This is a genomic window from Novosphingobium sp. BW1 (assembly GCF_008107685.1).
Lineage (GTDB): Bacteria > Pseudomonadota > Alphaproteobacteria > Sphingomonadales > Sphingomonadaceae > Novosphingobium.
The window spans coordinates 24920-45326 of sequence record NZ_VIRF01000060.1 but is presented as its reverse complement, the minus strand read 5'-3'; the positions used below and the strand labels follow the sequence as shown (position 1 = coordinate 45326).

Annotated in this window: 17 protein-coding genes and 1 pseudogene; 12 read left to right on the top strand and 6 right to left on the bottom strand. The window is 63.8% G+C overall.

What is annotated here, in order from left to right; all coding sequences use genetic code 11:
• Positions 1–37 precede the first annotated feature (37 nt).
• Positions 38–2101, top strand: coding sequence for a carbon starvation CstA family protein (locus tag FMM79_RS07210; protein ID WP_148626847.1), 2064 nt, complete (start codon positions 38–40; stop codon positions 2099–2101).
• Positions 2098–2271 (top strand): YbdD/YjiX family protein, encoded by a 174-nt coding sequence (locus FMM79_RS07205; RefSeq protein WP_148626846.1) that lies wholly within the window; start codon positions 2098–2100, stop codon positions 2269–2271. Before FMM79_RS07210 ends, FMM79_RS07205 begins: the two co-directional genes overlap by 4 nt.
• Here the strand turns inward: FMM79_RS07205 and FMM79_RS21595 are convergent.
• From FMM79_RS21595 to FMM79_RS07185, 4 genes and pseudogenes are all read right to left on the bottom strand, one after another.
• Positions 2260–2373: pseudogene (locus FMM79_RS21595) on the bottom strand (IS630 family transposase); the annotation flags it as partial. The gene FMM79_RS07205 and the pseudogene FMM79_RS21595 sit on opposite strands and share 12 nt — an antisense overlap.
• A gap of 87 nt (positions 2374–2460) precedes the next feature.
• Positions 2461–5217 carry a TonB-dependent receptor gene (locus FMM79_RS07195; protein WP_148626845.1) on the bottom strand — a complete coding sequence of 919 codons (2757 nt, stop codon included), beginning with the start codon at positions 5215–5217 and terminating at the stop codon, positions 2461–2463.
• A gap of 101 nt (positions 5218–5318) precedes the next feature.
• Complete coding sequence (locus tag FMM79_RS07190) at positions 5319–6593, bottom strand: MFS transporter (protein WP_240339039.1); 1275 nt, start codon at positions 6591–6593, stop codon at positions 5319–5321.
• Positions 6590–7759, bottom strand: a complete 1170-nt coding sequence (locus FMM79_RS07185; protein ID WP_148626843.1) for a mandelate racemase/muconate lactonizing enzyme family protein — start codon at positions 7757–7759, stop codon at positions 6590–6592. The genes FMM79_RS07190 and FMM79_RS07185 overlap by 4 nt, the downstream gene beginning before the upstream one ends.
• Before the next feature lie 153 nt (positions 7760–7912).
• Between FMM79_RS07185 and FMM79_RS07180 the strand changes: the two genes are divergently transcribed.
• Positions 7913–8671: a FadR/GntR family transcriptional regulator gene (locus FMM79_RS07180; RefSeq protein ID WP_148626842.1), complete on the top strand. Its 759-nt coding sequence runs from the start codon at positions 7913–7915 to the stop codon at positions 8669–8671.
• A 61-nt stretch (positions 8672–8732) separates the two neighbouring features.
• Here FMM79_RS07180 and FMM79_RS07175 read toward each other — a convergent pair whose 3' ends face one another.
• On the bottom strand, positions 8733–9092 hold the full coding sequence (locus tag FMM79_RS07175; RefSeq protein WP_148626841.1) for an L-rhamnose mutarotase: 360 nt from the start codon (positions 9090–9092) through the stop codon (positions 8733–8735).
• 97 nt (positions 9093–9189) lie between these two features.
• Between FMM79_RS07175 and FMM79_RS07170 the strand changes: the two genes are divergently transcribed.
• Genes FMM79_RS07170 through lldD form a run of 9 tightly spaced genes read left to right on the top strand, consistent with a single transcriptional unit; the run spans position 9190 to position 18253 of the window.
• Positions 9190–10344, top strand: a complete 1155-nt coding sequence (locus FMM79_RS07170) for an aldose 1-epimerase family protein (RefSeq protein ID WP_240339038.1) — start codon at positions 9190–9192, stop codon at positions 10342–10344.
• A complete protein-coding gene (locus FMM79_RS07165; RefSeq protein ID WP_148626839.1) occupies positions 10341–11087 on the top strand; it encodes an SDR family NAD(P)-dependent oxidoreductase in 747 nt (248 codons plus the stop codon). Before FMM79_RS07170 ends, FMM79_RS07165 begins: the two co-directional genes overlap by 4 nt.
• 14 nt (positions 11088–11101) lie before the next feature.
• Entirely contained in the window at positions 11102–12292 is a 1191-nt protein-coding gene (locus tag FMM79_RS07160) for a CaiB/BaiF CoA-transferase family protein (RefSeq protein ID WP_148626838.1), read from the top strand.
• Positions 12289–13413: an extracellular solute-binding protein gene (locus FMM79_RS07155; protein WP_148626837.1), complete on the top strand. Its 1125-nt coding sequence runs from the start codon at positions 12289–12291 to the stop codon at positions 13411–13413. The genes FMM79_RS07160 and FMM79_RS07155 overlap by 4 nt, the downstream gene beginning before the upstream one ends.
• Positions 13410–14180, top strand: coding sequence for an enoyl-CoA hydratase/isomerase family protein (locus tag FMM79_RS07150; protein ID WP_148626836.1), 771 nt, complete (start codon positions 13410–13412; stop codon positions 14178–14180). Before FMM79_RS07155 ends, FMM79_RS07150 begins: the two co-directional genes overlap by 4 nt.
• A gap of 3 nt (positions 14181–14183) precedes the next feature.
• Entirely contained in the window at positions 14184–15356 is a 1173-nt protein-coding gene (locus FMM79_RS07145) for a fumarylacetoacetate hydrolase family protein (RefSeq protein ID WP_148626835.1), read from the top strand.
• Positions 15356–16312 carry a D-glycerate dehydrogenase gene (locus FMM79_RS07140; protein ID WP_148626834.1) on the top strand — a complete coding sequence of 319 codons (957 nt, stop codon included), beginning with the start codon at positions 15356–15358 and terminating at the stop codon, positions 16310–16312. Before FMM79_RS07145 ends, FMM79_RS07140 begins: the two co-directional genes overlap by 1 nt.
• Positions 16296–17126 (top strand): kinase, encoded by an 831-nt coding sequence (locus FMM79_RS07135; protein WP_371710877.1) that lies wholly within the window; start codon positions 16296–16298, stop codon positions 17124–17126. The genes FMM79_RS07140 and FMM79_RS07135 overlap by 17 nt, the downstream gene beginning before the upstream one ends.
• Complete coding sequence (gene lldD / locus FMM79_RS07130; RefSeq protein ID WP_148626833.1) at positions 17123–18253, top strand: FMN-dependent L-lactate dehydrogenase LldD; 1131 nt, start codon at positions 17123–17125, stop codon at positions 18251–18253. The genes FMM79_RS07135 and lldD overlap by 4 nt, the downstream gene beginning before the upstream one ends.
• Positions 18254–18349: 96 nt before the next feature.
• Here the strand turns inward: lldD and FMM79_RS07125 are convergent, their stop codons facing one another.
• Positions 18350–20380 carry a right-handed parallel beta-helix repeat-containing protein gene (locus FMM79_RS07125; RefSeq protein WP_148626832.1) on the bottom strand — a complete coding sequence of 677 codons (2031 nt, stop codon included), beginning with the start codon at positions 20378–20380 and terminating at the stop codon, positions 18350–18352.
• Positions 20381–20407 lie beyond the last annotated feature (27 nt).

Sequence of the window (20407 nt, the reverse complement as noted above, 5' to 3'; positions counted from 1 at the left end):
GATTGCCAGAACGCACAAAGCGCCCGATACCCGGAGCATGAACGCCTCCTCACTGCTCCGCCACGCCCCCTGGGTCGGGCTCGCCCTCGCCGCCACCGTGTGCCTGACCGTGCTGGCCGTGTCGCGCGGGGAGGATGTCAACGCGCTGTGGATCGTGGTCGCGGCAGTCAGCAGCTTCCTGGTCGGCTACCGCTACTACGCGCTCTACATCGCGCGCCATGTGATGAAGCTCGATCCCCGGCGCGCGACACCGGCTCACACCCGTGCCGACGGGCTCGACTATGTCGCCACCGACAAGCGCGTCCTGTTCGGCCACCACTTCGCCGCCATCGCCGGAGCCGGCCCCCTCGTCGGGCCGGTGCTGGCTGCACAGATGGGCTATCTTCCCGGAACCTTGTGGATCATCTTCGGCGTGGTGCTGGCAGGCGCGGTGCAGGACTTCATGGTGCTGTTCATCTCGATGCGGCGCGACGGCAAGTCGCTGGGCGAACTGGTGCGTCTTGAGATGGGGCCGGTCGCCGGCACGATCGCGCTTGGCGGGGCCTTCCTGATCATGGTCATCATCCTTGCCGTCCTCGCGCTTATCGTCGTGCGCGCCCTGGCCGAAAGTCCCTGGGGCATGTTCACCGTCGCCGCCACGATCCCGCTGGCGCTTGCGATGGGGGTCTATACCCGCTGGATCCGGCCCGGTAGGATCGGCGAAGTTTCGATTCTGGGCTGCCTCGGACTGATCGCGGCCATCGTCTTCGGGCAGGATATCGCAGCATCAAAGGTCCTGGGTCCGCTCTTCACATTCAGCCCGGAGGCCTTGTGCTGGATCCTCATTGGCTACGGCGCGCTCGCCTCGCTGCTGCCGGTGTGGCTACTGCTCGCTCCGCGCGACTATCTTTCCACCTTCCTCAAGATCGGCGCGATCAGTGCCCTGGCCATCGGCATCGTGGTCATGGCGCCGCCGCTGCGCATGCCCGCGCTCACCCAGTTCGTGGACGGCGGCGGCCCGGCCTGGTCGGGCGCGCTCTTCCCATTCCTTTTCATCACCATCGCCTGCGGCGCGGTTTCGGGCTTCCATGCCCTCATCGCCAGCGGCACAACCCCCAAGCTGATCGCGACCGAAACCGATGCCCCCTTCATCGGCTACGGCGCGATGCTGATGGAAGCCTTCGTCGCAATCATGGCGCTGGTGGGGGCCACGATCCTCGATCCGGGCATCTATTTCGCCATGAACAGCCCCGTCGCGGTTCTCGGCACCGATCCCGCCAGCGCCGCGCAGGCGGTCTCGGCCATGGGCTTCCCGGTCACGCCCGAACTGCTGACCCGAACCGCGCGCGACGTGGGCGAACACACCATCATTTCGCGCACGGGCGGCGCCCCCACCCTTGCCGTCGCCATGGCTGAAATCTTCAGCCATATCGCGGGCGGCAGCGCGATGAAGGCGTTCTGGTACCACTTTGCGATCCTGTTCGAGGCGCTCTTCATCCTCACCGCAGTCGATGCGGGCACGCGCGCAGGGCGCTTCATGCTTCAGGACCTGATCGGCCTTGCCCTGCCTTCGTTCCGGACCGGAACCTCGTGGGTCCCGGGCGTCGTCGCCACGGGCTTGTGCGTCGCAAGCTGGGGCTTCTTCCTCTATCAGGGCGTCACCGATCCGCTGGGCGGGGTGAACACGTTGTGGCCGGTTTTTGGCATTTCCAACCAGATGCTGGCGGCGGTCGCGCTCATGCTGGCAACCTGTGTCCTGTTCCGCATGAAGCGCGAGCGCTTTGCCTTCGTCACCGTAATCCCCACAGTATGGCTGCTGATCTGCACGCTGAGCGCCGGGTTCCTCAAGCTCTTCTCGGCCAATCCCGCGGTCGGTTTCCTCGCCCACGCCGCCAAGTTCGGAGCTGCCGCGGCAAGTGGCACCGTGCTGGCCCCGGCCAAATCCATGGCCGAGATGGAGGCGATCATCTTCAACGACCGGGTGGACGCAGGCCTGTGCGTCATCTTCCTTGCTGTCGTCCTCTCGCTGCTCGGCTTCACGGTGCGCACATGCCTTGCGGCGCTGCGAAGCGAAGCGCCCAGTGTCCAGGAAAGCCCCGCGCAAGTGCTGGCCGCATCATGAAGATCCTGCGCGATACCTTGCGCCTCATGGTAGGGCAGCCCCCCTACGAGGTCTATCTGGCCCACATGGCCCGCCGCCATCCAGACGTTGCGCCGATGAGCCGCGTCGAATTTTTCCGAAACCGCGAGGCGGCCCGCTTCGGCGGTGCGGGCGGCGGCAAGTGCTGCTGAGCGCGCAACGCCGAACCGCGCTGCTGCCGCGCGGCAATTCAGACCTTCATCCACCGCCGCCAGAAGTCGAGAACGCAAATCCAGTGAAAGCGGATGACCCATCCATGCCAGCCTCTTTCACCAGCAAGGATTCTCAATCAGAAGTCGGCATCGAGGCCCCCCAACGATACAAAGCGGTCGAAAACCACTCTAGAAGCGAAAGCGCACACCGCCGGAGAAGCGTCGTCCCGTTCGGCGATACTCCTTGGTCCGGTTCGGGCTCACCGAATAGATGAACTCCTTTGCATCGTTGAGGTTGATTGCGTCCATGAAAACGGTGAAGCGCGGCGTGACTTCATAGGAGAGCCCCGCGTCAAGCTGGCCGTAGGCATCGAAATATTCCGGTTCGCCGTTGCGGCCAGAGGCGACCTGCAGGAAGTTGTCGCGCCAAGTATAGGCCACACGCGCCTGGATTCCGTACTTCTCATAGAATCCCACGAGGCTGTAGGATGTCTTTGACAGGCCTTCCAGTCCGTAGGATACGCCCGCCACCGCGTTCGTGTAGTTCGCGTTGGATTCGGTGTAGTTGAAGCTCGTTTGAACACCGAGACCATCGAGCGGCGAAGGCAGCCCGGAAAATGCCTGGCGGTAGCCCAGTTCGAAGCCCTTGACGGTCGCGCCCTGGCCATTGTCCGGAACGGTGACCTGGAAAGTGACCTCGTCAACCAGTTGCGGGGTAGTCACCAGCGTCACGAAAGAATCGATCTTCTTGTAGAAGGCCGCAAAGGACAGGAGCGAGCTGTCCGCGAAATACCATTCCGCGCCCACCTCGACCTGCTTGGCACGAAACGGATCAAGGTCAGGATTGCCGCGGCTGATCGTCTCGTTGCCGGGATTGGTCTGGATGGTCTGACGCGGAGAAAGATCGGTCAGCGTGGGCCGCGTCATGACCTTGGAGGCCGAAAGGCGCAGGATCAGGTCCGGGGTAGGCTCCAGCTTGATATTCAGTGAGGGTAGCCAGTCGTGGTACTGGCCCTTGAAGCCGACCGGCACGACATCGGAGACTTCAATGATGTTCTGGCCCTGGCCGTTCGGCCGCGCGCTGATGATTGTGCGCGAGGCCCCATCTGACGTGTAGCTCGTCCCCTCGTAGCGCAAGCCAGCATTGATGGTGAGCGGCATGTCTCCGAGCATCGTGCGGTAGTTGGCCATGACATAGCCGATCTTCACTTTTTCATCGACGACCGAGGAGGCCGCCGGGGAATAGACCGCCGGCGCGAAAGCAATACCGTCCTCTTCGGCGAAGGCGTCGATGACACCGATCATTTCCTGCGGGCTGTAGATGACCCAGTCACGCACAATGTTGTCCGGTCCGGAGCCTTGGAAGAAATCACGGCCCGTGGGGCGGAACAGGCTGGCTGAGAGTACCCGGTCGGAACCGCAGTAGGCGCATTGCTGCTCGAAGGGCATTTCATCCCCGGTCAGGGTCTTGGTCCGCCGCGCGTACATGCCGCCGAAGAACAGCGTCAGTTCGTCAGTCGCTTCCCACTCGGAATCGAAGCGATACTCGCTGATCTTGTCGTCAACGTCGTTGGTCGCGCCCCAGGTATAGTAGTGAGCGGTAATCCCCTGCGGGTTGGTGGCAGCGTTGGGGTAGGCCGGATTCGAAAAGCCATACTCGTAGATCGGACTGCCTCCCCGGCGGTCAAACCACATGTCCATGCCCTTGCGACGGATGGTGGTGAACAAGCCATCCTCCTTGCCGCGGCGTTCGGCCTTGGAGCGCGAAACATCGACATTCAGCTTGAGCCGGTCAGTGGCTATCCATTCGACATTGGCGCCGAACTGGGTGGTAAGCACGTCACGGTGATCGTACTGCACGATCTGGTCGACAAAGCCATTCTCGTAACGCTGATAGACCGCCTCACCATCCTCGACAATCTGCTCGACAAGGCTGCCTCCCGAAAAGTCATAGGCAAGGCCGGTCTGCTGTTCGGTGAAGTCGGCTTTCGAATAGATCCCGTCGAACGAAACCGTCAGATTGTCCGTCGGACGGAACTGGAGGGCACCCGAAAATCCGTAGCGTTCCAAGCTGCGCTCGAAGAAGAAGGGCGAGAGATTGGAGGGCATCGACACGTTGGCAAAGGGGGCAACATCAGGCCCGAGACGCCCTCCGGGAACCCCATTGGCATCGTAATAGGAATCATCGCTGGAACGACGGACATGGCCGGCCCCGATGGTGAACTCGTCGTTACGGGTGTCACGCTTGGTGTAGACCCCCGAGAGCGATATCCCCAGGGTGCTGTCCGCGTTGCGCCAGGACATGACGCCCGAGATTTCCGGGTTAAACTTGTCGGCGATCTCTGCCCACATCTGTCCAGCCGAAGCGCTGAACGCGAAAGCCTCGGACTGATCGATCGCGCGCAACGTGTGCACGTCAACGGTCGCCCCGATCGAGGCACCGTTCACGTTCGCTTGGGGCGACTTGTAGACATCGGCGCCCGAGATGATCTCGGAGGGCAAAACGTCGAACGAAAATTCGCGCCCGTTGTTGTCCGTGGCAAGGGTGCGCCCGTTGACCGTGACCGCGTTGAACTTGGGGCCGAACCCGCGCACCGTGATGTACCGCCCCTCGCCACGGTTGCGCTCGATGGTGACGCCTGCAATGCGCTGGAGAGATTCCGCGACGTTCTGGTCGGGCAGCTTGCCGAGGTCCTCGGCCACGATGGAATCGACCACGGAAACCGCATCGCGCTTGATGTCGATGGCCGCGCGCTGGCTGGCTCGGATGCCGCTAACGATAATCACGGCTTCAGCGTCAGGGGTACTTAAAGTGCCCTGCTCCTCCTCCGCGGCATCCCCGGCCTCCTGGGCAAAGGCCTGTGGCGCTGCGGCCAGGGCAAGAATGGCGGCCGAGCATAGCAGCGCGGTCGGCGCCGCGCGACGAAACCTTCCCTGAGTGGGCATTCTCTACTCTCCCTTATCTATTGTCTGATGTAATTACGCCTCCTTTTCGGAGAGTCAACATACATCATACGTATTATGGTTGTTGCAATCGATCCGACGCGTCAGCGAACTGATCGAATGGGCAGCACGCATAGGGCGGACCCGAAAACGAATACGATGGCGGTCACGAAGATGGCCCTGTAATCGCCCGCAAATATACCGAGCAGGACGGCCGCCATGACAGGGCTGATGATCTGCGGAATGTTGACAGCGGTGGTCAGTACGCCGAGGTCCTTGCCCTCGTCGCCCAACGCTGCCTCGGGCAGGACCTGGGTCATCAGGGCCATGTCGATCGACATGAACATGCCATAGCCCACGCCAATAATAGCGGCGTAGATCCACATGCCCGTCATCGTAGGATATAGAAGGGGCGCCAGCATGGCTGTCACCATGATCAGGCTCCCGGCGACGACGAACGGCTTGCGCCTCTGCCAGTGGTCCGACAACCAGCCAGACGCCAGCGAAGACACCACCAAGCACACCAGAGTGACCATCGCCAGGTTTGCAATGGCCCGGTTGGAGGCCGCGTCCTCAAGGCCGATATAGTCGCGCAGGATATAGAGCAGGTAGGCGGCGATGGCCTGATAGCCCATGTAGATCGTGAAGCGACTGGCGAAAGCCCAGGCGAAGTCGGGGTGGGCACGCGGGCTGATCCAGAAGCTCTTGGCAAAGGCGCCCCACTGGATCGGGCGGCGCGGCATCTGGTGGCTAGGCGGCTCGCGGTTGATAACCACGAAGACAAGGCACGAAACCGCGATGGCACCGGCAAACAAGCCGTAAGCAAGCCCCCGGTCCCCCGCGAGATAACCTGCAACGACGGTTCCCGCAGTAAGACCTGCCGTCATGCCCGCGCCCACGAGACCCGAGACCGCGCCTCGGGTCTCTGGCGCAAAGCGGTCGGCGATGAGCGTGGTCATGGCCGGCTGCACCGAATTGTAGGCAACCGAGGCCATGACCCACAACACGATCAGCGAAACCAACCCTGTCACACCGGAGATACCGAAAAGGCAGGCCGATCCGATCACCGATCCAAGCGCCATCCACGGGGCCCGCCTGCCCCAGCGAGTCCGGGTTCGATCCGAGAGTGCTCCGGCGATCGGCGTTGTCAGCGTGGAGAAGACCGATGTGATGGCAAAAAGGATCGCCAGGTTGGTCTCCTTGGAGGAGGGCGATATCTCGGCGATCTGGTTGGGTAGAAGGACGCCCAGAACCCCGCTGTAGAGCGCCATCAGCAGGAAGAAGTTGACCATCAGGGACAGTTGCAGCCGCCAGCGCCGGGCCCCGCTGACCCATGCCGTCCGACCTGGTGTGGTGGCGAAAGAGGTATCGTGTTTCAACGCTCCCTCCCTTGGTCAGCCGCAAGCCCGGCAGAAGGAGCAAGGCACAGCCCGGTGCGTTCGGCCCGCCGATGGGGGCCGCCGCGCACGTTCCAGCCCAGCGCGCTCGCGCGTTCGGCGATACGGGTCTCATCGAGTTCGATGCCAAGGCCCGGCCGATCCCCCAGCACCAGCCCCCCGTCCCGGATCTCCTGATCGACACTGAAACCTTCCGGGAAGGAAAAATCCTGGATCTCCAGGCCGATCATGTTCGGCACAGCGACTGCGGCATGAGCCAGCGGGTTGGCGTTGTAGGCAACCGGCGAGACGGGAAGCCCCTGCGCGTGCGCGGCCATCGCCACGCGCAGGAAATGGGTGATGCCCCAGCAACTGCCGGTCTGGACAATATCAACCGCGCGCTGGTCGAAGAGAGGGTTGAATTGCTCGATCCCGGTAAGATTCTCGCCCGTCGCCACCGCAGTTCGGCTGCAGGCTGCGATGCGGGCAAGCCCCGCCGCGTCCCAGCGCCGAACCGGCTCCTCGATCCAGGTGAGGTCCACCCGCTTCTCGATCTCCGCCAGATGGCGCAGCGCCTGCTTACAGTTCCAGGCTTCGTTGACATCGAGCATCAGGGCCGGGCGTGGGCTGTTGCGCTCAAGGATCGCGCGCACAGTCTTCAGGCGCGAAATGTCACGATCGAGATCGCGCCCCCCCTTCACCTTGGCCGCCGTGAAGCCAAGATCCGCCCAACGTTCGTAGTGGGCTGCAAAGGCGTCGTCCTCAAGGCCATAGCACAGGCCGGAGGCATAGCCGTGCACGAAACGGTCGCCAGCTCCCAGCGTCCGCCAGAGCGCTTCGTCCGCCATCTTCGCCTTCAGATCCCACAAGGCCATGTCCACGGCCGCGATGGTACCGAAGGTCGTCCCCGCATGGCCACTCTTGAAGACATGGGCCAGCATCGCATCATACAGGCTCGCCACTGCGCGCGGATCCGCGCCTTCCACAGCTGGGAACACGCGCTCTATCTCGGCATGGGCGCCAAGGCCGATGCCGGTCAGCCCTCCGTCGGTTTCGACAAGAAGGATCGGCACTTCGGTGATCCCCGATGGCACAAGCCCGTTCACGTCCCCAACCGGGCGCCCCCAGTCATGCAAGGCGACAAGGCTTCGAAAGCCGGTGATCTTCATCTATGCATCCTCTGCCCATGGCATCACTAGTAATTCATATTATGTATGATCTATCTGGTATGGCAAGCCTTGACGAATCTTTCCCGGTCGGGTCAGCGTTCCCGGGACGCCTCGGACGTCCAAGATCCAGAATTGAAGCGAGCACACAGCAAAATGCAGGACAAGGTAAGCAGCAATAGCCCGGTAAGCGTCCCCCCACGGCGCCGGCCCCGGCTTGCGGTTGCCGTGGTCGAGGAACTGGTCAATGCGATCGTGACCGAGGTCTATCCTGCGGGAACTGCCCTTCCCCCTGAAGCCATGCTGTGCGACCGTTTCGAGGTAAGCCGTACAGTGGTCCGCGAAGCGACCACCGCACTGACCGAAAAGGGCCTCGTCGTCTCACGGCAGGGGCGCGGTACGATCGTGTGCGACCAGTCAAACTGGAACCTTCTCGACCCGATGATCCTGGCCGCGCTGTTTCGTCGCAACGATGGTCTTGCCTACCTTGACAATCTTTCAGAAATCCGAGCCTCGCTCGAAGGCGGGATGGCCGCCAAGGCCGCGCGCAAGGCCACACCTGAAAACCTGTCCGAGCTCGAGGCCCAGATCACCAAATTGGAGAGCCTCGTCGAAATGCCGGCGGCCTACGTGCAGGAAGATGTACTCTTTCACGATGTCATCATGCGCATGTCCGGAGACCGACTGAGCAAGGCCATCATCGACCGCGTCCAGTCGCGCGCCCTCAACAACCACGGCTACGCCGGACGCCTCAGCGTCGCGCATGTCCGAGAAACGCAGGAAGCCCACCGCCGCATTTATGACGCGATTGCGGCGCGGGATCCGGAGTTGGCCGCCCGCGCGATGAAGGAACATATCGAGAGTTCCTGGGCAAAGCGTCGGGCCTCGGACAGACCTTCGGCCGCCCCCACCTGATCCCAATGGGGGCCTGATCCCCGTCGGGGTCGGTCCAACCCCAGAAGAACTGGGCCTGCCGTCAGGGTTGCTCGTCAAGAGCGTAGATCCGTTCCATCTCTACCCATGTCCGGTCCGAGGCTGCCGGAAGGGAACGCTGAAAGCGGGCCATGAGCGCGTTCCAGGCCTGCACGTCAGGATTGGCGGCATCGCGCGCGGCCTTGCCCGCATCGTCCTGCGCCTGCGCGGCATCCTGCTCCATGATCATGAACATCCGATCGGCCACGAGCCAGATCTGGAGGTCCCGCACACCATCGTCCCGGATCGCCTGGGTTACAGCTGCGGGCGGTCCTCCCGGCGCATGCCAGGCGCGGTAGCGTGCGATCAATTCCGGCTCATCGACGAGATCCACGGCAAAGCATCGACGTGTGATGTGAGACATTGAACTCTCCCTGTTGACGTGCCTCCCCTTCCTACGTATTCATCATACATCTTACAAGATGAAGGGAGCAGGAATGGCCTGGTTGTACGGGGCCCAAGTGCCACGAAGGCACCTTGCGGCGCACACCGGATCGCTTTCACAGTTCGCGGGCGTGCGGCTCATGACGCTGGCCGACGGGGCCGAGCGGGGCGTCAGAATGCTGGAATTCCGCACCGGCACGGGTCTGCGCTTCACCGTGATGGTGGACCGAGCAATGGACATCGCCGAGTGTGAACACGCCGGACGGGCGATCGGATGGCATTCACCGTCTGGCTTTCGCCACCCCTCCCTGCACGATTATGAAGGCGAGGATGGGCTCGGATGGTTTCGGGCGATGTCCGGGCTGAACGTGACCTGCGGGCTCGACCACATCCTGTTCATGCATGAGGATACGGCCAGCCACTACCACTACGCCCCGCGCGAGAAGGTCGCCTCCTCACTGCATGGCCGCGTCGGCACCATCCCGGCGCAATTGACCGGCTACGGAGAGCGCTGGACCGGGGATGTCTGTACATTCTGGGCCGAAGGCATCGTCCGCCAGGCCACGGTGTTCGGCGAAGACCTGCACCTCGTCCGGCGGATCGAGGCGGACCTGGGCAGCGACGAGATCCGGCTAACCGACCGCGTCGTCAACCACGGGTTCTACACGACCCCGCACATGTTCTGCTACCACATCAACGTCGGCCATCCCGTCGTTGCCGAGGGCGCGCGCTACGTAGCGCCTGTAAGTGAGGTGCTCTGGGCGGCTCACGCCGAGAATTACAGGAAGCAGGGTGTCGGCTACCGCACGCTGCCCGCGCCCATCGTCAACTTCCACGAACAGGTCTGGCAGCACGAGATGGTGCCCGATGCCCAGGGGCAGGTCGAAGTGGCCATTGTCAACGAACGGATTGGCCTTGGCTTCAGCGTCCTTACCCGCAAAGACCAGTTCCCGTGCATGTTCGAATGGCAAAACCTGCATGCCGGGCACTACGCGGTGGGCATTGAACCTTCGACAAACCACGTGCATGGCAAGGACTTCGCCCGTGAGCGCGGTGAACTGATCGAGCTCGACCATGGGGAAGAGCGGATCTATGAGACGGTCCTGCGCGTCCTCCCCGACGCCGACGCGGTATCCGCGGCCATCGCCCGGATCGAGGACTGCGCGCGCCAGCCTGCTGAGGACTATCCTGCGCCGACCGGGAACTTCCCCTCTCTGGCAGGTGCCCTATGAAGGGCCGCACCGTCCTCTACACCGGAGCGGCTGGCGGGCTCGGGCTCGAAACGAGCCTGCAACTCCTCGCTCGTGGCGCAAACGTCATCGCACTCGACAACAACGTGGCCAAGATCGCCGCCCTCGAAGCTGCCGCGCAAGGCCACGGCCCCGGCTCGCTTACAGTGTCGCGCTGCGACCTCGCCGATCTCGATGGACTGGAGGCCACACTCGACGGTTTCGTCGAACGCTTCGGGGGTATCGATGTCCTCATCAACAACGCGGCCATCTACCCCTCCAAGTCGTTCGAGGACCTTTCTATCGAGGAGTACCAGTACGTCCAGCGCATCAATGTCGATGCCGGGGTTGTGGCCGTGCAACGCGCTCTTCCGGGCATGCGCGCCAAGGGCTTCGGACGGATCATCAACATATCCTCCATCACCATTTCGGGCGGCTGGGCCAACCTTGCGCCCTATGTCGCGTCCAAGGGCGCACTGATCGGCCTGACCCGGGCCTGGGCGCGCGAGTTCGGAGGCTGGGGGATCACGGTCAACGCGATCGCTCCCGGCGCCTTCCCGACCGATGCCGAGAAGATCCATCCCGACCCGGCGGGCTACGAGGCGATGGTCCTTGAGGCGCAGGCAATCAAGCGGCGCGGGCGCGCCTCTGACATCGCCCACGCCATTGGCTTCTTCGCTGCCGACGAGGCAGGTTTCATCACGGGCCAGACGCTGCACGTCAACGGCGGTTGGACCATGTCCTGAAGGGCACCAGACACATGACAATTCTCAAGGATATCCGGGTACTTGACTGCTCCATCGCGATGGCCGGTCCTTTCGCCGCGCAACGGCTCGGCGACATGGGCGCGGATGTCGTCAAGGTTGAACCGACAAGCGGCGAATGGCAGCGCCATGCATCCGCCGGAGGGGCGCAGGGCAACCGCATCAACGTCTCCTTCCTCTCACTCAACCGCAACAAGCGCTCGCTCGCGATCGACCTCAAGTCGCCCGAAGGCAAGGCGGTTCTGCTCGATCTGGTAAAGAACGCCGACGTCTTCCTCCAGAACTACCGGCCAGGGGTGGCCGAACGCCTGGGCGTCGATTACGCCACGCTCAGCGCAATCAATCCACGCCTCATCTACGTCTCGATGTCGGGTTACGGCGAGGACGGCCCCTACCGCAACCTGCCGGGCCAGGACCTGCTGCTGCAAGGAATGTCGGGAGCCATGCTCTCGACCGGCGTGGAGGGCACTCCGCCCAGTCCGGCAGGGCAATACCTGGTTGATGCCGTGGCGGCCTACAACGCCTTCGAAGGGGCTCTGGCAGCACTCTTCCATCGCGAACGCACAGGCGAGGGACAGCTGGTTCAGGTCAATATGCTCGATGCAATCACGACCATACAGATGCAGGAGCTGTCCGTCTTCACCGTGGGCCACAAGCCCCAGTCCCGCTCGGCGGAACCCCATGCTCACAGCTACATCCGTGCGCCATATGGGGTCTTTGCCACCAGCGATGGCTACATGACGCTGGCCATGGCGCCGCTCAAAGCGCTCGCACGCGAACTTGACGACCCGTTCTTCGCCGAACTTGAGGAAGAGCGCGATGGTTGGACCCAGCGCGATGCTATCTTCGCCCGCGTGCGCGAACACCTCGTGACGGCCAGCACACAGCATTGGCTCGCAAAGTTTCGCCAGGCCGACATATGGTGCGGCCCCGTTTACGGCTATGCCGACCTCCTTGAGGACCCACAGATCAAGCACAACGGCACGTTCGTGGAGTACGAGCATCCCACCGAGGGCCGCGTGAAGGTACCCGGATTCCCCATCCGCTTTTCCGCCACGCCCTGTGCAATCACGCGCGGCGCGCCGCTGGTAGGTGAGCACAGCCACGACGTACTGGCTGAGACGGGACGCAGCGAGCAGGAAATCGCCAAGTTGATCGAATCGGGCGTGGTGCGCCAGCACGCATGAGCGCGCCTCGCTACCTTGGCCTGACCTGGGACCATCCCCGCGGCTATCAGGCACTTGATGCCGCAGCGGCCCAGGTCGCACCGGGGCACGGCCTTTCGATACATTGGCAGCGTCATCCGCTCGAAGGTTTCGAATCCCACCCCATCGTCGATCTCGCCGCGAATTACGATCTCATCGTACTCGACCACCCCCACATTGGGGAAGCGCTGGCTGGCGAATGCTTGCGCCCGATGGAGGACATTCTGGGTGCCGAAGACGTCGCGGCGCTGACGCGTGATACCATTGGCCCTTCGATGGCCAGTTACGGCTATGGCGGAGCGCACTGGGCCCTTCCGCTCGATGCGGCAAGTCAGGTCATGGCTTTCACGCCTGGTGCAGTGGAAGATGTTCCGCGCACCTGGGACGAAGTCCTTGCGCTTGCCGGCAAGCTGCGCGTCGCGCTCTCGTTGTCCGGTCCCCACGCGGCTCTGACCTTCCAGTCCATTGCCGCCGCCTTCCAGGGCCGCAGCCGGCCGAACGACCGCTTCGTCACGCCCGAGGCGGGACGAGAGGCTTACGCTATCATGCAGGCCCTGACGACACAGACCACCCGCGAACACGCAGGGCACAACCCCATTACGCTGCTAGAAGCCCTGGCTGCGGGGGATGATCTTGCGCTTGTCCCGCTGGTCTACGGCTATGTCAACTACGCAAGCAGCGGTCGCGTGCGCTTCGCCGACGCGCCGCGTGGTCCGGCCGGGATAGGGTCGATCCTGGGCGGGACGGGGATCGCGGTGTCGCGCCGGGCCCCCGTGACGGAGGCCCTGTGCCGGCATCTGCGCTGGCTCATGTCGAGTGAAACGCAATGCCGCTTCATTCCCGCCAACGCCGGACAGCCTGCCCTTCATGTAGCGTGGAGTGATAGCGCCTGCGATGCTGCAGCCGGGAACTTCTACAGCGCGACCCGTGCGACACTGGAAAACGCAGCTCTGCGCCCGCGGCACGATGGTGCCATCGCCTTGCAGACCGAGATCGCCCGGCGCCTGCGCGAAGGGCTCCTCCTCGGGGAAGGCAGCGGGCCCGTTCTCGACGCGATCGAAGCCGCGTATGCCCGTCACCACGAAAAAGGAACCAGGACATGAGCGCCCATCTGCGCTTCGAGATCGCCGACCACGTTGCCACGCTCACGCTGGAGCGCCCCGACAAGCTCAACGCGATGACGCCGGACATGGCCCGGGGGCTAGTCGAGGCCGTAGCAACCTGTAACTCCAGCGACGAGGTGCGCTGCCTGATCGTGACCGGGGCAGGGCCCAAGGCATTCAGTGCGGGCTCGGACATTTCGACGCTTGATGCGTATGCTACGCCCTGGGACTTTCGCAACCGCGAGGACTATTGCGATGCCCTGCGCGCCTGCCGCAAGCCGGTCATCGCCGCGATCAATGGCTATGCCCTTGGCGGCGGTCTGGAAACGGCGATGGCTTGCGATATCCGCATCGCCTCTTCCAGTGCCCGTTTCGCCGCCCCCGAGATCAAGCTGGGATGGATCGGAGGGGGAGGCATGGCCGTGGGGCTTGCCCAGTCGATGGGAATGTCGAACGCGGCCCTGATGCTTTTTACAGGCGAGATGGTCACAGCCGAACAGGCCCTGGCCTGGGGGCTCGTCAGCGAGGTCACCTCCCCCCAGACCTTGATGCCGCGCGCCCGTGAGGTCGCGACGCAGATCGCGCAGCGCGCGCCGATCGCGGCGGAGACGGCCAAGCTGAACCTGCGCGCCGCGCACCAGATGCCCTACGAGAAGGCCATCGAATACGAACGTGATCTCCAGGCCATCTGCTTCGCCACCGAAGACGCGGCAGAGGGGCGCGCGGCCTTCGCCGAACGCCGCCCCCCCGTTTTCAGGAGACGCTGAGCCATGCCTCTCGATCTTTCCCCTCGCGCCATCTTGCCCGAAGACCCCGCAGCCCTGCTCGTGGGACGTGTCTGGCGCCCCGACCTTGCCGGTCCGTCGGTTGTGCGCGTCGACGGTGAGCTGCTCACCGACATATCACATGCTTTCCCGACCGTTCGGGACTTGTGCGAGAGCGCCAATCCAACCGAAGCCTTGCGCGCCGCGCACGGGGAGAGCCTCGGTCCTGTTGACGTCATCCTTGGCAACAGCGACCCGCAGGCGCGTGAGCCGACACGGCCATGGCTGCTGGCTCCGGTCGATCTGCAGGCGGTCAAGGCTGCCGGTGTCACTTTCGCGACCTCGATGCTCGAACGCGTGATCGAGGAACGCGCCCGCGGCGATGCTGGTGCGGCCGAGACGATCCGCGCCCAGGTGCAGGCGCTGGTGGGCGATGACCTGCGCCGCCTCCAGCCCGGCTCGCCTGCGGCAATGGCGCTCAAGCAGACGCTGATCGAGGCTGGTGCCTGGAGTCAGTACCTTGAAGTCGGCATCGGTCCTGATGCCGAAATCTTCACCAAGGCGCAGCCTCTGGCAAGCGTAGGCGCGGGGCATCATATCGGCGTCCATCCGGCCTCGGACTGGAACAATCCCGAGCCCGAAGTCGTGCTGGTGATCGCCTCGGATGGCCGGATTCTGGGTGCGACGCTGGGCAACGATGTGAACTTGCGCGATGTCGAGGGGCGCTCGGCACTGCTGCTGGGCAAGGCCAAGGACAACAATGCGGCGGCCGCTATCGGGCCTTTCGTGCGCCTTTTCGAAGGTGATTTCGATCTTTCGGCCGTGGAGCAGCTCAGCTTGACACTGACAGTCCAGGGAGAGGACGGCTTTCGCCTGGAGGGCCATTCCCAGATGCGTGAGATAAGCCGCAGCCCCGCCGAACTTGCGAGCCAGGCCTGCAACGTCCACCATCCCTATCCCGACGGCCTGGTGCTCTTTCTGGGTACACTGTTCGCGCCGACCCAGGACCGGGGCGAGGTGGGACGCGGCTTTACCCATGCCGTGGGTGACGAGGTGCGCATCCACTGTGCAGCCCTGGGTACGCTTGCCAATCGTGTTCAGGCGACAGATGCTTGCGAAGCTTGGACGTTCGGTGCCGCCGCACTGATGCGAAACCTCGCGCAACGAGGACTGATCTGATGACCAGGCCCAGAATTCTGCTGACCCGTCGCTGGCCCCGCATCGTCGAGGAGCGGCTCGCCGCAACCTACGACGTGACACTGAACGAAGCCGACACGCCACTCGACGAAGCCGAGATGATTGCGGCAATGCGCTCGCACGATGCGCTCTGCCCCACCGTGACCGACAAAATCACCCGAAACGTCCTTGCCGCGGAGGGGCGGCGCGCGCGCATCGTGGGCAACTATGGCGCCGGCTTCGAACATATTGACCTGTCCGCCGCCCGTGAACAAGGTATCGCGATCAGCAACACGCCCGATGTCCTGACCGAAGCGACCGCCGACATCGCGATGACGCTTATCCTGATGGCCATGCGCCGTGCCGGAGAAGGGGAACGCGAACTGCGCTCGGGCGACTGGGCCGGATGGCGCCCGACGCACCTGCTGGGTCGCTCACTCGACGGCAAGCTCCTCGGCCTCGTCGGCTTTGGACGGATTGCCCGTGCAGTGACGGATCGGGCCCGCGCCTTTGGCATGGAAATCGCCTACCACAGCCGACGCGCAGTACCCGACATGCCCCAGGAGGCCTATTACGCCAGCCTTGGCGAGCTGGCCGAGCGTGCCGACGTGCTTTCCCTTCACGCTCCCGGCGGACCCGGAACACGTCACATGATCGATGCCGCAATGCTGACGCGCATGCCCGCCCATGCGGTGCTGGTCAACACAGGGCGCGGCTCACTGATTGACGAAGCGGCTCTTGCCAGGGCCCTTGCCAGCCGCACGATCGCCGCGGCCGCGCTCGACGTTTATGAGGCCGAGCCGAAGGTGAACCCTGCCCTGATGCGCTTGCCCAATGCGGTACTTCTGCCACATCTGGGCAGTGCGACGCTGGAAGCGCGTACAGCCATGGGCATGAAAGTGGCCGATAACCTCGATCGCTTCTTTGCCGGAGAACCACTCCTTGATCCCGTCGCCTGAAGCCTATCCGGCCGGGGAGGCCGTGCTCGCCGCACTGACCGGGTGGTTGGGACACGACCACCCGCGCCCGCTGATCCTGGGGCTATGCGGCGCACAAGGCTCGGGCAAGTCGACGCTGGCGGCCTGGCTCGCCGAGCGGCTTGGCGGAATGGGAATGCGCGCCGGTATCCTCTCGATCGACGACCTCTACCTTGGCCGAGTCCAGCGCCAGGATCTTGCCGCGACGGTGCACCCCCTGTTCGCCACGCGCGGGGTCCCCGGTACGCACGATGTCACACGCGGATGTGCCCTTCTTGCCGCGCTGCGGGCAGGCACCTTGCCGCTGGTCCTGCCCCGCTTCGACAAAGGCCGTGACGAGCCTGCCCCTCAGGGTGAGCCGGTTGACGCGCCGCTCGATGTTCTCATTTTCGAGGGATGGTGCGTCGGTGCACGCCCGCAGACCGAACCGCAGCTCTCGCCCCCGGTCAACGCGCTGGAACGCGAGGAAGATCCCGAAGGGACCTGGCGCAGGCACGTCAACACCGCGCTTGCGTGCCACTACGCACCGCTTTTCGAGGCCATCGACCGCCTTGTCCTGCTCGCCGCGCCCGGTTTCGAGGTCGTGAGAGGCTGGCGCGGAGAGCAGGAGGCCGAGTTGCGCACGCGCCTATCGGCTTCTTCGGAGGCAGGGCGCGAGGTCATGGATGCCCCGCGGCTCGACCGCTTCGTGCAGCACTACGAACGCCTTACCCGTAATATTCTCGACGAGATGCCAGCGCGGGCGGACCTGGTCCTGCAACTTGCGCCAGACAGAAGCCTGAGGTCCCAGCCATGATCATTTCCTCGCCCCTGGACTTTCGCGAAGCCGCACGGCGGCGCCTGCCGCCGTTCCTGTTCGACTATCTCGACGGTGGCGCCTTCGGCGAGGAAACATTGGCCGCCAATCAGTCAGCTCTCGGGCAGGTCCATCCGCGCCAACGCGTATTGCGCAATGTTTCCGATCTCAGCCTGAAAACGCGGCTGTTCGGCGAAGATCTGGCGATGCCGGTGATGCTGGCCCCGATCGGGCTGGGCGGAATGATGCGTCGGCGCGGCGAACTTCAGGTGGCCCGCGCGGCCCACGCGGCGAAAGTGCCCTATATCCTCTCCACGGTCAGCGTCTGCCCGCTCGCGGATGTCGTAGCTGCCAGTGGTGGGCAGGTCTGGTTCCAGCTCTATGTCCTCAAGGACCGGGGCTTCATGCGCCATGTCCTCGAACGTGCGCAGGCCTTAGGCGTGACCAAACTTGTATTCACGGTCGACATGCCGCTGCCCGGTGCGCGTTACCGCGATGCCCATTCGGGCATGAGCGGCCCGGCCGCTTCGCTGCGCCGCGCATTGCAGGCGATGACCCATCCGCGCTGGAGCATCGATGTAGGTCTCATGGGCCGCCCCCATAATCTGGGCAATATTTCGGACTATCGGGGCATGCCCACGGATCTGTCCGATTACATCGGTTGGCTAGGCGCCAATTTCGACCCCTCGATCACCTGGTCGGATCTCGAATGGATCCGCGACATGTGGAAGGGCGAGATGATCGTGAAGGGCATTCTCGATCCCGCGGACGCGCGCGACGCGGTTCGGTTCGGGGCTGACGGAATCGTGGTTTCGAACCACGGCGGGCGTCAACTCGACGGTGCGCTGGCCAGCGCAAAAGCCCTTCCCGCGATTGCCGAAGCGGTCGGGGATGACCTGACAGTACTGGTCGATGGGGGGGTGCGCACCGGGCTCGATGTCGTGCGCATGCTAGCGCTCGGCGCTCAGGGAGTTCTGCTGGGCCGCGCCTATGTCTATGCGCTGGCCGCACAAGGTGAGGCTGGCGTTGCGCACCTTCTCGACCTGATCGCCCAAGGCATGCAGGTCACGATGGCCCTGGGAGGTGTCACCTCGGTCGAAAAGATCGGCCGCGACATGCTTTCCTGACGCACTTTGCGACACCCTCGATACGACAAAAAAACGGCCATCTGCCGTTGGCAGATGGCCGTCAGGGAGGGTGGGTGCTCAAGAACTGGGACGAGGTTAGTTCGAACCTTCGGCGCGCGCCGCGCGGACACCGGCCTCAGCGATCACCCGCGCGGCTTGCGCGGGCCAGTCACGGTCGGGCACGAGGATATTGCCCCGTGCGTCGTTGCCGATCTCGGGAAGCCAGCGTCCGCCGGTCGTGTTCGTCGTATGCCAGTTGCCCGTGGCCCGGTTATCCGTAGAAACACGTCGCCGAAACATGTCGCCCGCGGTGTTGATGTTGAGCCACTTTCCGGCGGTTTCCACGACATTGCCGGTTACGGTGAAATGCTTGGAGCCTTCATCGAGATAGATCCCGATACGGTCGCGGATATCGAAGATGTGGTTGGCTCGGATCACGGCATCGGGATTGGCGGACAGGTTGTAGATCGCACCGCCGTCCATATACCAGGTCTTCACTCCATGAATTCGGTTGCCCTCCACAAGGGTGCCACGCAAAGTGGTGGGCGCTGTGAAACGAGGGTTGTAAACGTAGCCCTGCTGGTTCTCGGCGTAGTTCGGGTTGCCGCCCGCATCGTTGTAGCCCCAGCCCCAGCCCACTGCGATCCCATCGTAAGGCGCATCGGTAATGTCGTTGTGGAGGATGCTTGCGCCCTCCACATACGTCGACAGGATCACGGCATTGTCCTTGTAGTGCTGGCTGACGGTGGCGAAGGTGTTGTCCGCAATCATCAGGTCCTTGTTCACGAGATTGGGATTTTCCGGGTGATGGGCCTCCAGGCGTACCCCACCCGCCATGATTGCCCCTCCGGAAAGCACCGCGAAGCGGTTGCGCTGGACCGTGATGCGCTGCGTGGCCAGCCCCACCCCCGAGAGATTGGCGTTGGCATCGTTACCAATGCCTAGCGCGATCTGCCCGATTTGGGAGAACGTGTTGCCGGAGAAGGAGATGTCACGCGCTGCGGCCACCTGCACGGCCGCAGGCATCTGATGCCAGCGCTGGCGCAAGGATTCGAACTCTACGCAGCCCCAGTCACAGCTTTCCCAGGCATCCTTCGGACGCAACGGCGTCGTCTCAAGCAGGTACGCACCGCTCTGCTGGTTCGCATAACCGGTCCGCCGGGAGGCCCCCAGCCAACTGGTATGGGCAAAGCCAAGCCCCTCGAAATGCAGCCGCTCCACCGGGGCCTCCGGCGTTCCGGCAATGGAGACCAGCGCCTCAAGGCGCGGCACGATGATCGTGCGCTCGGCAATGTTCTCGTCCTCGCCGGTTCGGAGGTAAAGTTTGCCCTCCGCAGGATCAATCACCCACTGGTAGGGGCGTGCGTGCCAGTCGTTGGTGCGGCCGATGAACTCCAGAGCGTTGACGAGAAAGAGGCGGCTGTCGTCGGGAAAAATCGGCTGCGAGAGCGTATCGTAGCCCCAGGTGTTATTGTCCCAGGCGGGCTGCTGCATGGTAACCCGCGTGCCCGCGATCGCCTTCACGGGCGAATAGCGATCGGTGAAGAAGCCGGTGGCCTCCACTTCAAGGCGCTCGGGATGAACAATGCCACCCAACCAGGCCAGTTCTGGAGCTATGATGGTAAAGCCCTTCGCATCGAAGCGGACATCGCTGCGGGCAATTTTCAGCCAAGGGCGTTCGGCGGTCGTGCCGTCGACCCAGACGTCCCGCGTGTCGAGACCACGCGGGACGTCGGCCACCCAGATATGGCGCTCGGCATCGAAGAGGGTGAAGCCGGTGACCTGGAAGCCGCCCGAAAGAAGGGGATGCGCGCCAGGCTGTGCCCGCCAGGTCACGTCATGACCGTTCTGACCGCCGTCGGCCGTGCGAAATAGCAGCGGTGCTTCAAGGCGATAGGTCCCCTCCCCCAACAGGACCATGACATCGGCGTCGGCGTTCGCGCGCCGTACCAGTGTCTGTGCATACGGCAGGGTGCGTACCGGGCGGGCCTGGGTGCCGGGATTGGCGTCGTCGCCCTCGGGCGAGACATGGATTTCCACGGTCCGAGCCTCGGCCAGGACGGGCAGGAAGCTCGCTGTGGCCAGCGCACAGGCCAGCAGCGACACGCTCGCGCGCCGTTTCATCATCACTTCTCCCAATTGGTACCGCCGCGT

Bases quoted from the DNA above. Each gene is read 5' to 3' on its own strand.
- FMM79_RS07210 (WP_148626847.1), top strand. From the start codon at position 38: ATGAACGCCTCCTCACTGCTCCGCCACGCCCCCTGGGTCGGGCTCGCC.
- FMM79_RS07205 (WP_148626846.1), top strand. From the start codon at position 2,098: ATGAAGATCCTGCGCGATACCTTGCGCCTCATGGTAGGGCAGCCCCCC.
- FMM79_RS07195 (WP_148626845.1), bottom strand. From the start codon at position 5,217: ATGCCCACTCAGGGAAGGTTTCGTCGCGCGGCGCCGACCGCGCTGCTA.
- FMM79_RS07185 (WP_148626843.1), bottom strand. From the start codon at position 7,759: ATGAAGATCACCGGCTTTCGAAGCCTTGTCGCCTTGCATGACTGGGGG.
- FMM79_RS07180 (WP_148626842.1), top strand. From the start codon at position 7,913: ATGCAGGACAAGGTAAGCAGCAATAGCCCGGTAAGCGTCCCCCCACGG.
- FMM79_RS07175 (WP_148626841.1), bottom strand. From the start codon at position 9,092: ATGTCTCACATCACACGTCGATGCTTTGCCGTGGATCTCGTCGATGAG.
- FMM79_RS07165 (WP_148626839.1), top strand. From the start codon at position 10,341: ATGAAGGGCCGCACCGTCCTCTACACCGGAGCGGCTGGCGGGCTCGGG.
- FMM79_RS07160 (WP_148626838.1), top strand. From the start codon at position 11,102: ATGACAATTCTCAAGGATATCCGGGTACTTGACTGCTCCATCGCGATG.
- FMM79_RS07155 (WP_148626837.1), top strand. From the start codon at position 12,289: ATGAGCGCGCCTCGCTACCTTGGCCTGACCTGGGACCATCCCCGCGGC.
- FMM79_RS07150 (WP_148626836.1), top strand. From the start codon at position 13,410: ATGAGCGCCCATCTGCGCTTCGAGATCGCCGACCACGTTGCCACGCTC.
- FMM79_RS07145 (WP_148626835.1), top strand. From the start codon at position 14,184: ATGCCTCTCGATCTTTCCCCTCGCGCCATCTTGCCCGAAGACCCCGCA.
- FMM79_RS07140 (WP_148626834.1), top strand. From the start codon at position 15,356: ATGACCAGGCCCAGAATTCTGCTGACCCGTCGCTGGCCCCGCATCGTC.
- lldD (WP_148626833.1), top strand. From the start codon at position 17,123: ATGATCATTTCCTCGCCCCTGGACTTTCGCGAAGCCGCACGGCGGCGC.
- FMM79_RS07125 (WP_148626832.1), bottom strand. From the start codon at position 20,380: ATGATGAAACGGCGCGCGAGCGTGTCGCTGCTGGCCTGTGCGCTGGCC.